General features: G+C 34.7%; 9 protein-coding genes. All 9 read left to right on the forward strand.

The window, feature by feature from the left end; translation table 11 throughout:
* Positions 1-16: 16 nt before the first annotated feature.
* The 9 genes from uxuA to fsa all read left to right on the forward strand — a co-directional run bounded on the left by uxuA (position 17) and on the right by fsa (position 13,147).
* The gene (uxuA, locus tag ACZ0AH_RS09995; RefSeq protein ID WP_463475653.1) at positions 17-1,198 is read left to right on the forward strand and encodes a mannonate dehydratase; all 1,182 of its coding nucleotides are present in this window, start codon (positions 17-19) and stop codon (positions 1,196-1,198) included.
* A 240-nt stretch (positions 1,199-1,438) separates the two neighbouring features.
* On the forward strand, positions 1,439-4,303 hold the full coding sequence (locus tag ACZ0AH_RS10000; RefSeq protein ID WP_463475654.1) for a glycosyl hydrolase 115 family protein: 2,865 nt from the start codon (positions 1,439-1,441) through the stop codon (positions 4,301-4,303).
* Positions 4,304-4,459: 156 nt separating this feature from the next.
* The gene (locus ACZ0AH_RS10005) at positions 4,460-5,575 is read left to right on the forward strand and encodes an endo-1,4-beta-xylanase (RefSeq protein ID WP_463475655.1); all 1,116 of its coding nucleotides are present in this window, start codon (positions 4,460-4,462) and stop codon (positions 5,573-5,575) included.
* A 244-nt stretch (positions 5,576-5,819) separates the two neighbouring features.
* Positions 5,820-7,253: an MFS transporter gene (locus tag ACZ0AH_RS10010; RefSeq protein WP_463475656.1), complete on the forward strand. Its 1,434-nt coding sequence runs from the start codon at positions 5,820-5,822 to the stop codon at positions 7,251-7,253.
* Between the two features lie 29 nt (positions 7,254-7,282).
* A complete protein-coding gene (locus ACZ0AH_RS10015) occupies positions 7,283-8,308 on the forward strand; it encodes a glycoside hydrolase family 43 protein (RefSeq protein WP_463475657.1) in 1,026 nt (341 codons plus the stop codon).
* A 35-nt stretch (positions 8,309-8,343) separates the two neighbouring features.
* Complete coding sequence (locus ACZ0AH_RS10020) at positions 8,344-9,075, forward strand: NUDIX hydrolase (RefSeq protein WP_463475658.1); 732 nt, start codon at positions 8,344-8,346, stop codon at positions 9,073-9,075.
* Positions 9,076-9,284: 209 nt separating this feature from the next.
* On the forward strand, positions 9,285-10,772 hold the full coding sequence (locus tag ACZ0AH_RS10025) for a xylulokinase (RefSeq protein WP_463475659.1): 1,488 nt from the start codon (positions 9,285-9,287) through the stop codon (positions 10,770-10,772).
* Positions 10,773-10,776: 4 nt separating this feature from the next.
* The gene (xylA, locus tag ACZ0AH_RS10030) at positions 10,777-12,102 is read left to right on the forward strand and encodes a xylose isomerase (RefSeq protein WP_463475660.1); all 1,326 of its coding nucleotides are present in this window, start codon (positions 10,777-10,779) and stop codon (positions 12,100-12,102) included.
* A gap of 388 nt (positions 12,103-12,490) precedes the next feature.
* A complete protein-coding gene (gene fsa / locus ACZ0AH_RS10035) occupies positions 12,491-13,147 on the forward strand; it encodes a fructose-6-phosphate aldolase (RefSeq protein WP_463475661.1) in 657 nt (218 codons plus the stop codon).
* The last annotated feature ends 288 nt before the right edge of the window (positions 13,148-13,435 follow it).

Below are 13,435 nucleotides of genomic sequence, written 5' to 3' on the forward strand. Positions count from 1 at the left end.
GAAAAGAATAAGTATCATGATAAAAATGCAGCAAACCATGCGTTGGTTTGGCCCTCAGGATCCTGTAACATTAATAGATATAAAGCAAGCCGGAGCAACCGGAATTGTAACGGCTTTGCACCAAATTCCGGTTGGCGATATCTGGACTATTGAGGATATAAAAGAAAGACAGCAAATCATTAAAAATGCAGGTTTAGAATGGGCTGTTGTAGAAAGTTTGCCGGTTCACGAAGAAATTAAAAGAGCGAGTGGAAATTATCAGCAATACATAGAAAACTATAAAATTAGTTTAAAAAACTTGTCGGATTGTGGGATAAAAATCATCACATATAATTTTATGCCCATTTTAGACTGGGTTCGGACGAATCATAATTTTATCAACGAAGACGGAAGTAAAGCCTTGTTATACAATCAGGAAGCGTTTACTTATTTTGATGTTTATCTTTTAAAAAGACCAAATTCTGAAAACGATTATTCGGAAAAAGAAAAACAAAAAGCTTTAGCATTCGGAAACAAACTTTCTGAAGATGAAAAAGCATTATTATTCAAAAATGTGCTGTTAGGATTGCCGGGAAGTAAAATCAATTTTACGGCAGAACAAATTCTTTCGTTATTGGATAATTACGCTGATATCGACAACGAAAAACTAAGAGAAAACCTGATTTATTTTTTATCAGAAGTAGCTCCAATTGCTGAAAAATTAGGCTCAAAATTAGCGATTCATCCTGATGATCCGCCGTTTTCGGTTTTGGGATTGCCAAGAATTGTTTCTACGGAAAATGATATGAAGGCAATTTTTGAAGCAGTTCCGCTAAACGCAAATGGATTGTGTTATTGCACGGGTTCTTTGGGCGCAAATGCGAACAATAATCTGGAAAAAATAATTGATGATTTTGGAGACAGAATTCACTTTTTGCATTTAAGAAATACATTCCGCGAAAGCGAAGACATTTTCAGGGAATCGGAGCATTTAAAAGGAGATACCAAAATGGAAGTCATTGTAGAAAAATTATTACTATTAATGAATCAAAGAAAAGTGAGTTTGCCCATGCGTCCGGATCACGGTTTCCTGCATGCCGTTGATGAAAAAACAGAAACATATCCGGGTTATTCTCTTGTGGGAAGATTAAAAGGTTTGGCTGAATTAAGAGGATTGGAAATGGGAATTGCTTATAAATTAAGTCAGGTTTTAAATTAAAAAAGGTTTAGACCTGACAGTTTTTAAAACCTTTCAGGTCGCAGTTGAAGCGTATTTTGTCATCCCGAGGAACGAGGGATCGCACTAGAAATTCGACAAAGATTGGCGAAGTTCCAGGCGGAATTTCTTGTGCGATTTCTCCTTACGTCGAAATGACAAAACTGGCGCGGATTAGACTAGGAAAGCTATGTTTGTTTAAGCAAGTGAAACGCCTTTTATAGACAAAAAAACTATGTATCTATGTGTTTAAAAATAAAACTATCGTATGTGATTTTATTGCTGTTTCTCTTCGGAATCGGTACAAACTCATACGCCATAAATCCGGAGAAATATGTAGTAAAAAAAGCTTCTTCAGAAAATTTCCCTTTGGCTTCAAAAGGAAAAATAGCTTCTGTTTTAGTGAGTGAAAATGATTTTGCAGGAGTTTTAAAAGTTGCCGGACATTTAGAAAATGATCTTTTTAAGGTTACAGATTTACATCCGAAAAGAATCAATAAAATTTCTGAAGCTACAGATTTTGTCGTTATTATTGGAACAATTGGCAAAAGTGAAATTATAGATCAATTGGTTCGTGAAGGCAAAATTGATGCAAATCAGCTGAAGGGGAAATTGGAAAAATTTACGACTCAAATTGTAAATAATCCTGTAAAAGGAATAAAAAAAGCATTGGTAATTGCAGGTTCTGATAAAAGAGGAACGATTTACGGTATTTATGATTTATCAAACCAAATAGGGATTTCTCCGTGGTATTTCTGGGCAGATGTTCCGGTTCAGAAACAATCGGAATTGCATGTTTTGCCTGGAGTTCATTCGCAGGGAGAACCAAAAGTAAAATACCGGGGAATTTTTATAAATGACGAAGCGCCGGCATTATCGGGTTGGGCTTTTGAGAATTATGGCGGATTTAACGCTAAATTCTATGATAAAGTTTTTGAATTGATTCTAAGAATGAAAGGCAATTATTTATGGCCGTCGATGTGGGGAAGAATGTTTTATGTGGATGATCCTCAAAATGCGGTTTTAGCCGATGAATACGGAATTGTAATGGGAACTTCGCATCATGAACCGTTAACAAGAGCCCATGCAGAATGGGGAAAATCGAACGGGAAATGGGATTTTAGTACCAATTCTGAAAACCTGATTTGGTTCTGGAAAGAAGGAATGAAAAGAATGGGAAATACCGAAACAATTGTAACAGTTGGCATGCGTGGCGATGGCGATGAACCCATGACGCAGGGAACTGCAATAGATTTACTCGAAAATATCGTAAAAACGCAAAGAGAAATTATTGCAGCAGAAACGAAAAAACCTGCCGAAGAAACGCCGCAAATGTGGGCGCTTTACAAAGAAGTTCAGGATTATTATGATAAAGGAATGCGTGTTCCAGACGATATTACGCTTTTATTATGTGATGATAATTGGGGAAATATCCGCAAATTGCCTGAACTCGGTGCAAAACCAAGAAAAGGCGGTTACGGGATTTATTATCATTTTGATTATGTTGGCGGACCAAGAAATTACAAATGGATTAATACGAACCAAATCGAAAGAACCTGGGAACAAATGGATTTGGCATATCAATATGGCGTTGATAAAATATGGATTGTAAATGTGGGCGATATCAAACCAATGGAATTTCCGATTGAATTTTTCCTGGATATGGCCTGGAATCCAGAAGCTTTTAATGCCAATAATTTGGATCAATATTATGTGAATTGGGCAAAGGAAAATTTTGGAAATCAATATGCTGAAGAAATTGCTCAAATTATAAAATTATATACGAAATACAATTCAAGAAGAAAACCGGAATTACTGAATGCTAAAACCTATAGTATTACCAATTACAATGAAGCTGAAAATGTAATTTCCGATTATAAAAAACTGGCAGAGAAAGCGAATAAAATCAACGATCAGTTAAAACCGGAATACAAAGATGCTTTTTATCAATTGGTTTTATTTCCTGTTTTGGCAAGCGCAAACTTAAACGAATTGTATGTAGAAACAGCTAAAAATCAGCTGTATGTCAATCAGGGAAGAGCTTCGGCAAATGACTATGCAAAACAGGTAAAAATGTTATTTGAAAAAGACAGTTTGCTGACGAATTATTATCATACGAAATTGGCAAATGGCAAATGGAACCATATGATGGCGCAAACGCATATTGGTTATACAAATTGGCAGGAACCGAAAACAAATGTGATTCCGCAGACAAAAGTAATAGCACTACCAAACAAATCTGAAGCCGGAATTGCCATTGAAGGATCTGAAAACTGGTGGCCAGATAGTAAGGAAGAAATTGTTTTGCCCACTTTTAATTCATTCGAAAACAAAACCTCTTATATAGATGTATTCAATCGCGGCACAAAACCGTATGATTTTAAAATAAGTGCTGAAAATGATTGGATTAAGTTTTCGAAATCTAAAGGAACGATTAATCAGGAAGAAAGAATATTAGTTAATATTGATTGGAAAAAAGCGCCAAAGGGTGCTATAAAAAGCCAAATTACAATTACAGCAGACAAACAGGATTTTATCATAAATATAAATACTAAAAATGTCGATTTAAACGCAATAAAAGGCTTTGTAGAAAGTTACGGAATTATTGCAATTGACGCACAAAATTATTCAAAAGCAATTGACACAAATGTGCATTGGACAACGATTCCGAATATGGGAAAAACAGAATCCGGAGTAACATTAAAACCGTCGCATATACCAAGTATTCAAATTTCCGAACAATCACCAAGATTAGAATATGAGGTTCATTTTTTTAGTAAAGGAAATGTAAAAGTGCGTGCTTATTTTTCGCCTACAATTAATTTTAAAATGGGCGATGGTTTAAAATACGGAGTTGCTTTTGATTCGGATAAACCTCAAATTATGAACCTGAATGCGGATAATTCTGAGAAGAACTGGAACGAATCAGTTGCAGATAATATTAAAATAATTACGTCGTCGCATACAATTGAAAATCCCGGGAATCATGTTTTGAAAATTTATGGAGTTGATCCTGCATTGGTTCTTCAGAAAATAATAATTGAAACGGAATCAGGCCAGGTATTAAAATCGTATTTAGGACCGCCGGAAAGTTTTAGGATGAAATGATTCGTTTTATTTGTCATTCCGAGGAACGAGGAATCTCCGTTTGTGAATCCAAGTTTGGGGAGTTGCTTGCGAAGATTTCTCGTTCCTTAGAATGACAAATTCAATGTTATATATAAGTAATGAATGAAAAAAATACTAACTAAAAAACCAAAAACAATGAAATTAATAAAACCCAGTTTTCTAGTAATGACAGCAATGTTAGCGTTTAGCTGTTCATCAAAAAAAGAGGTGGCTTCTTTGAAAAATAGTTACAAAGGCGATTTTTATATAGGAACAGCTTTAAGTGAAGACGAAATCGAAGAAAAAGATGCTAAAGTTGATTCGCTAATTTGCAAAGAATTCGATGCGATTACGCCAGAAAACATCATGAAATCGATGTTTATTCATCCGCAAAAAGACAAATATGATTTTACATTGCCGGATAAATTCGTTGCTTTTGGCGAAAAAAACAAGATGTTTATTCACGGACATACTTTGATTTGGCACAGTCAATTGGCGCCGTGGATGGCTCAGATTAAAGATAGTACTGAAATGAAAGCTTTTATGAAAGATCATATTACGACAATTGTTTCTAAATATAAAGGAAGAATTAATTCGTGGGATGTTGTTAATGAAGCGTTGAACGAAGACGGAACGTTAAGGAAATCGGTTTTTTTGAATACACTTGGCGAAAGTTATTTGGTTGATGCTTTTAAATTAGCGGCAGAAGCAGATCCTAAAGTTGATTTGTATTATAATGATTATAATCTTGAAGATCCTGCAAAAAGAGAAGGCGTAGTAAGATTGGTAAAAAAGATTAAAGCTGCAGGCGTAAAAATTGATGGAGTTGGAAGTCAGGCACATTGGAAACTGGATAGCCCGTCATTGGAAGAAATTGAAAAAACGATTCTGACTTTTTCGGCATTGGGCGTTAAAGTTGCTTTTACGGAATTAGATATTACCGTTTTACCAAATCCGTGGGATTTAAAAGGTGCCGATGTCAACCAGAATTTTGAAGGAAATCCAAAAATGAACCCGTATCCGGAGAAACTTCCGGATTCTATTCAGGATAAACTCGCGCAGCGTTATGCAGATATTTTTAAATTATTTCTAAAACATAAAGACAAAATAAGCAGAGTTACGTTTTGGGGCGTTCATGACGGACAATCGTGGTTAAATGATTGGCCAATAAAAGGACGTACTAATTATCCGTTGTTATTTGATACTAAATTACAGCCTAAAAAAGCATACGAAAGCGTTATGGATTTAAAAGCAGCAAAACGCCCTGAATAATTGATTAAAAAACCATTCGTTTTAAAGAGAATTCCTGCAATCGGTTGTTTTTAAATTTATTATATAAATAAACTGAACTAAATTTGCATAATATATATTTTTAGCTAATTTTACACAACCGATTGTGTGAATGGAATTTTGATATCAAAATCATGAAACAGAAAAATTAAATTAAAAATAAATGCTAATATTATAACCTAAATCGATTTTGATTTAAACTAACTAAAATAACCACAGACGAATAATGAATTACACATCACAAAAATTATCCATTAAAGAAAAAATCGGATATAGCTTAGGTGACTTAGCAGCAAATTTAGTTTTTCAGACCTTGATGACTTATCTGGCCTATTTTTATACGGATATCTACGGATTATCTCCCAGAGATTCCTCTATAATAATGTTAGTTGTAGGTTTAATTGCAGCGTTTATTTTTAACCCGATTATTGGTGTATTAGCGGACAGAACTTCTACCAAATGGGGAAAATTCAGACCGTGGATTTTAATAACGGCAATTCCGTTAGGAGCAATTGCTTTATTAGCCTTTACAACACCTAGTTTTTCATACCACGGCAAAGTAATTTATGCCGTTGTAACCTATACTTTATTGCTGCTTTTTTATGCCAGCAATAACTTGCCATATTCTGCTTTAAGCGGCGTAATTACAGGCGATATGGGAGAGAGAAACAGTTTGTCATCGTATCGTTTTGTAGCGGTAATGTTTGCACAATTTTTTGTTCAGGTTTTCATGTTGGGAATCATAAAAAGTGCCGGAAACGGTGATAAAGCTGTTGGTATCGAAAAAGTAATGACCGTTTTGGCAATTATTGGAACCATTATGTTGTTAATCACGTTTTTAACTACAAAAGAAAGAATCATTCCAAAACCGGAACAAAAATCCAGCATTAAGGAAGATTTGACAGATTTGATGAAAAATAAACCGTGGGTAATCATGTTGAGTTTAACCACACTGGTTTTTATTACACTAGCCATGAAAGGCGGATCTTATGTGTATTATTTTGAAAATTATGTAGACAAAACACAATTGGCCATTTTTATTCAGCCCATTCTGGATGTATTGTCAAAAATAGGATTGAATCATTTTGGGAATGATCCTGTTTCTGCAGGTTTTGGATTATTTAATGCAGGCGGAATCATTTTTATGATTGTTGGAATTACGTTATCAAAAGGTTTAGCAGATAAGTACGGAAAACGAAATGTATTTGGCTTATTTCTATTCATTTCGACTTTGTTTATTGTGGCGTTTTATTTCTTTCCGCCAACATCTATTAGTCTGATATTTTTCTCCCAAATCCTGCACGGATTTTTCTACGGAATTACAATTCCGCTGCTTTGGGCGATGATTGCAGATGTTGCAGATTACTCAGAATGGTTAAACAATCGCCGTGCAACAGCTATTATATTTTCGGCTATGATGGTGGGTCTAAAAGCCGGATTAAGTATTGGTGGCGCTTTAACGACATCGTTTTTGGGATTTTTTCAATATGTTCCAAACTCATTAACCCAGACAGATACTGCAATTAACGGAATAAAATTATTGGTTAGTATTTTTCCGGCTATACCATTTTTAATTGGAGTTGCTTTATTGTTCTTCTATAAAATCAACAAGAAAATGGAAGTACAAATTGAAGCGGATCTAAAGGAAAGAAGAACTTAAAAATTAATCTAAAAAAATAAAAATGCACTATGCCTGAAGATAGTATTGAACAAATTAATTTTGAAACAATTAATAAATTAGCGATTTCGCAGCCGTTAGTTTCACATATTTACACGGCCGATCCGTCGGCGCATGTATTTAATGGTACGATTTATATTTATCCTTCGCACGATATTGATGCCGGAATTCCGTTTAACGATAATGGTGATCATTTTGGGATGGAAGATTACCATGTTTTTTCGATGGAAACCATTAAATCAGAAGCAGTTGATAATGGCGTTGCGCTGCATGTAAATGACGTTGAATGGGCACAAAAACAAATGTGGGCGCCTGATGCAGCTTGCAAAGCAGGAAAATATTATTTGTATTTTCCAGCGAAACGTCCTGACGGAATTTTCCAGATTGGAGTTGCGATAAGCGATTCTCCTGTTGGTCCTTTTAAGGCAGAACCACAAGCGATTAAAGGAAGTTATAGTATTGATCCTGCGGTTTTTGAAGATGAAGACGGGAAATATTATATCTACTTTGGAGGTATTTGGGGCGGACAGCTTCAAAAATACAGAAACAATAAATACGCTGTAAATAACGAAGAACCCAAAAGCACCGAAACGGCTTTGGGACCAATCGTTGCCTTGCTTACTGATAATATGCTGGAGTTTGCCGAAGAACCTAAAGAAATCAAAATTCTGGATAAAAACGGTGCCGTTTTATTAGCCGGCGATAACGATCGTCGTTTTTTTGAAGCTTCCTGGGTTCATAAATACAACGATAAATATTATTTCTCGTATTCTACCGGCGATACTCATTTTATCTGTTATGCCATTGGCGACAGTCCGTACGGGCCATTTACGTATCAGGGCAGAATTTTAAATCCTGTTGTAGGCTGGACTTCGCATCATTCGATTTGTAAAGTCAACAATGAGTGGTATTTGTTTTATCATGATTCGAGTTTATCAAAAGGAGTAACGCATTTAAGAAGCATGAAAGTGACTAAAATTGAATATCTGGAAGATGGTTCAATAGTTACAATAGATCCTTATGGTCCAAAAGAATAAGTAAAGAAATGTACTATATTTAAATTTTATTTTCGATGAAAAAAGGGGATGAAAAAGAAAGAAATGCCACCAGCCCATATATTGCAAACAGAATAGAAGTTGATTGTGTGATATTTACTTTTGAAAGAGAAAGCCTGAAAGTTTTACTGGTAAAAAATGAAGACGAGAACGGAAATTTAAATTGGGAATTAGCAAACGATTGTATAAAAGAAGGAGAAACAATAGCAAGTACGGCCCGCAATATTTTAAGGGAATATATAGATGCAGATAACTTTTTTCTGGAACAATTAAAAGCTTTTGGTTATCCGTCACAATCTTCGACACAAGAAGAAATTTCGATAGGATATTATGCTTTGGTAAAAAGGGATATTCCTGTTTTAGAAGATGATGAATTTATTTCTGAAGCTGAATTTAATGCGAATTCACAATGGATTGGAATTAATGATATACCCCATTTAAACGAAAAGCACCAGGTAATTTTAGATTATAGTTTGAAAGAATTGCGCAGGAATATTTGTAAAAGTGCAATAGGATTTAATTTATTGCCTGAAAAATTTACTTTATTGCAAGTCATGCATTTGTACGAACAAATTCTGGGTATCGAACTAAATAAGTCTAATTTTAGAAGAAAGATTCTGCAAATGGATTTAGTCTTAGATGCAAACGAAAAAGAAGAAGATGTGTCGCACAGAGCCGCAAAGTTTTATAGTGTAAAGTTGCAGAAACATGAAATGTTAGCGCACAGAGAACTAAATTTTAATTTTTAATATGTTTATAAATAATAAAATAGATTTCAAAAATTACAGCTGTAATCATTCTTATGATTGCCGGTTCTTCGTGTAAAAAAATTTCCTGCAAAAAACAATCGGTTGTGTGAGTTTAAAAGGAATTAAGATTTAACTTAGTGAATTGATTTTAAAAGAGATAAACAACACTATTTATAATGTTGAGAATAGAAATAAGAAACAAATAAAGTATGTATTACATAGGATTTGATATTGGAAGTTCATCCGTAAAAGTAGCTTTGGTTGAAGCCGAAACCGGAAAAAAAATAATTGTTTTGCATGAACCGCAAAACGAAATGGAGATCGTTTCGCTGCATTCGGATTGGGCAGAGCAGGATCCTGAAATTTGGTGGCAGCACATTTGTACAGCGACCAAAAGAGCGATTCGCGAAGCCAATATCGAAGCTTCAAAAATTCAGGGCGTTGGAATTTCCTATCAAATGCACGGATTGGTAATTGTGGATAAAAACGGAAATCCGTTACGTAATTCTATTATTTGGTGCGACAGTCGCGCGGTTGAAATTGGCAATACCGCTTTCGCCGAATTAGGACAGGAAAAATGTTCTGAGCATTTATTGAATTCACCTGGAAATTTTACGGCTTCAAAACTAAAATGGGTTAAAGAAAACGAACCAGAAATTTATAATAACATTTATAAATATATGCTGCCGGGCGATTATATCGCGTACAAATTAACCGGAGAAATCACCACTACAAAAAACGGTTTGTCTGAAGGAATGCTTTGGGATTATAAAGAAAATAAAGTAGCCAACTGGTTGTTGGATTATTACGGAATCGATCAGTCGCTGACGCCAAATATTGTAGAAAATTTTACAACTCAGGGCATTTTAAACGAGAAAGCTTCAAAAGAATCCGGGCTTCCTGTTGGGATTCCGGTAGTTTACAGAGCGGGAGATCAGCCTAATAATGCATTATCATTAAATGTTCTTAATCCGGGTGAAGTTGCAGCAACCGGAGGAACTTCGGGCGTTTTTTATGCCGTTAGCGAAATGTCTACGGGAAATAAAAGTACAAGAGTAAACAATTTTGTACACGTTAATTATGAATTGGAAACACCAAGAATTGGTAAACTTTTAAACATAAACGGAGCAGGAATTCAATACAGATGGCTGCGCAATAATATGGGCGACGAAACGTATGAATCGATGAACCGAAAGGCGTCAAAAATTGCAGTTGGATCAGATGGGGTTGTGGTGATTCCGTTTGGGAATGGCGCTGAGCGTATGTTCAACAATAAAAACATCGGAACACATTTTTTAAATCTGAATCTGAATATTCATAACAGTTCGCACTTATTCAGAGCTTCTCTTGAAGGAATTGCTTTTTCATTTGTTTACGGAATGGAATGTTTAAAAGATGATAATGCAACGATAAATGTTATCAGGGCCGGAAATGATAATTTATTCCGTTCTGAGATTTTCTCGAATACAGTGGCAACTTTAATTGGTCACGAAATCGAAATTTACAATACAACGGGCGCAGTTGGCGCTGCAAGGGCAGTGGGTTTAAAAGATGGAGATTACAATAAATTTAGTTCAAGTATTACAACCAACGATCACGTAATGACCTTTTTACCGCTGAAAAATAAAGAACCTTATGATAAGGCTTACCAAAAATGGAAACAAGAATTAGAATTAATATTAACACAAAAAAAATAAAAAAATGATAGTTTTAGGAAATAAAGAATATTACAAAGGCATAGGTCAGATTAAATTTGAAGGAAAGGAATCTGACAATCCTTTGGCGTTTAAATATTATAATCCAGACCAGATTGTAGCAGGAAAAACGATGCGCGAACACTTTAGATTTGCGATTGCGTACTGGCATACTTTCTGCGGACAAGGAAGCGATCCGTTTGGACCGGGAACTCAAAATTTTGCGTGGGATCAATCATCAGATCCAATTCAGGCGGCTAAAGATAAAGCGGATGCTGCTTTTGAATTTATCAGTAAAATGGGCTTTGATTATTTCTGCTTTCACGATTATGATTTAGTTGCCGAAGGACCAACTTTTGCAGAATCTGAAAGACGTTTATCAACTATTACAGAATATTTAAAACAGAAAAAAGCAGAGTCAGGAATCAAATTACTTTGGGGAACTTCTAACTGTTTTTCGAATCCAAGATTCATGAACGGAGCGGCTACAAATCCTGATTTTAATGTGGTGGCAAGAGCCGGAGGACAAGTAAAATTAGCACTTGACGCAACAATTGCTTTAGATGGAGAAAACTATGTATTCTGGGGAGGAAGAGAAGGATATATGTCTCTTTTGAACACAGATATGGGCAGAGAATTAGATCATATGGCGCAGTTTTTAACCATGTCGAGAGATTATGCAAGAGCGCAGGGATTTAAAGGAACGTTTTTTATCGAGCCAAAACCAATGGAACCATCAAAACACCAATATGATTTTGATTCGGCTACAGCAATTGGATTTTTAAAAGAATACGGTTTAGATAAGGATTTCAAAATTAATATCGAAGTAAACCACGCAACATTGGCACAACACACTTTTCAGCATGAATTAGAAGTTGCTGCAAAAGCGGGAATGTTAGGAAGCATTGATGCAAACAGAGGTGATTACCAAAATGGCTGGGATACAGATCAATTTCCAAATAATATCCAGGAAACTACAGAAGCCATGCTTGTATTCTTAAAAGCTGGAGGATTACAAGGCGGAGGTGTTAATTTTGATGCAAAAATCAGAAGAAACTCAACTGATCTTGAAGACGTTTTCCTTGCTCACATTGGCGGTGCCGATACTTTTGCAAGAGCTTTATTAACGGCTGATAAAATCATCACTTCTTCTCCTTATGAAAAATTGAGAAAAGAAAGATACAGCTCATTCGATTCCGGAAAAGGAAAAGATTTCGCTGACGGAAAATTAAACCTGAAAGATTTATATGCAATCGCACATGATAATGGAGAATTAAATCTTCAAAGCGGTAAACAAGAGTTGTTTGAAAATATCATTAATCAATATATATAACATTTTATTTAATAACCTGCAAGGTTTTCAAAACCTTGCAGGTTTAATTTAGATTTTCTGGTTTTAAATAGCAGACCTACAGGATTTTGAAAACCTTGCAGGGCAAAGATAAAAGTGAAATAAAGAGAATGTGTATTAAGATTATGGCTTTCTTTTTTTGATTTACAGATTTTAGAGAAATTAGGTTTAAGGTTTAGTTACTATTTTTTTATGATTTACAAAGTTTAAAATAGAAAGTTAGTTTAATAAGAACAGCGAGATTAGTTTTTTATTAAATGGTTTTTGAAGATTAGACTCAATCGAAATGCACATTTTCATTCACTGGAATTTTTTCAAACAAATAAAATCCGATAACATTTTGTTATTCAATTTAATTAAAACAAACAACATGAAATTTTTTATAGATACAGCTAATTTAGAGGATATTAAAGAAGCGCAATCTTTGGGTGTATTAGATGGCGTGACGACAAATCCGACTTTAATGGCAAAAGAAGGCATAACCGGAAAAGATAATATTCTGAAACATTATGTAAATATCTGCAATATAGTTGATGGCGATGTTTCGGCTGAAGTTATTTCGACAGATTATGACGGAATGGTGAGAGAAGGCGAGGAGTTGGCAGCTTTGCACCCGCAAATAGTGGTAAAATTACCGATGATTGCTGACGGAATTAAAGCTTGTAAATATTTTTCGTCTAAAGGAATCAAGACGAATGTTACGTTGGTTTTTTCTGCCGGACAAGCTTTATTAGCTGCAAAAGCCGGAGCAACTTATGTTTCTCCATTTCTGGGAAGATTGGATGATGTTTCGACAGACGGGATGCATTTAATTGCAGAAATTCGTCAGATTTATGATAATTACGATTACCAGACACAAATACTTTCAGCTTCTGTGCGACATACGATGCATATTGTAAATTGTGCAAAAACAGGATCTGATGTGATGACCGGACCATTATCGGCAATTAAAGGATTGTTAAAACATCCGTTAACGGATATTGGTTTAAATCAGTTTATAGAGGATGCTAAAAAAATGAAATTATAAGTTTTTAATCGAAAATTAAGACATTATAATTTCATTTTACTGCAGCTTTTTTTGTAGTTAATAACTCTCTTCAATTCAGTTTTGAAGGGAGTTTTTTTATTTTATCAGCAACCGATTGCTTGTTTTGTGTTTTTATTAGAGATTTAGCGATTATCAGGCTTAATATTGTTTATGAGCACTTAAATGGTTTTTTAAAACATCCAAAAGTATTACTTTGTTCATTTTTTTAACATTATTTATACTTCAAATAATGATGAAAAAGGAAGCTTAAAAAAGAAAATTTAAACT

The organism is Flavobacterium sp. AC105 (genome assembly GCF_979258495.1).

Excerpts from the sequence above, each read along its gene's own strand:
- fsa (WP_463475661.1), top strand. The coding sequence starts at position 12,491 with ATGAAATTTTTTATAGATACAGCTAATTTAGAGGATATTAAAGAAGCG.
- xylA (WP_463475660.1), top strand. The coding sequence starts at position 10,777 with ATGATAGTTTTAGGAAATAAAGAATATTACAAAGGCATAGGTCAGATT.
- uxuA (WP_463475653.1), top strand. The coding sequence starts at position 17 with ATGATAAAAATGCAGCAAACCATGCGTTGGTTTGGCCCTCAGGATCCT.
- ACZ0AH_RS10010 (WP_463475656.1), top strand. The coding sequence starts at position 5,820 with ATGAATTACACATCACAAAAATTATCCATTAAAGAAAAAATCGGATAT.
- ACZ0AH_RS10000 (WP_463475654.1), top strand. The coding sequence starts at position 1,439 with ATGTGTTTAAAAATAAAACTATCGTATGTGATTTTATTGCTGTTTCTC.
- ACZ0AH_RS10005 (WP_463475655.1), top strand. The coding sequence starts at position 4,460 with ATGAAATTAATAAAACCCAGTTTTCTAGTAATGACAGCAATGTTAGCG.
- ACZ0AH_RS10020 (WP_463475658.1), top strand. The coding sequence starts at position 8,344 with ATGAAAAAAGGGGATGAAAAAGAAAGAAATGCCACCAGCCCATATATT.
- ACZ0AH_RS10025 (WP_463475659.1), top strand. The coding sequence starts at position 9,285 with ATGTATTACATAGGATTTGATATTGGAAGTTCATCCGTAAAAGTAGCT.
- ACZ0AH_RS10015 (WP_463475657.1), top strand. The coding sequence starts at position 7,283 with ATGCCTGAAGATAGTATTGAACAAATTAATTTTGAAACAATTAATAAA.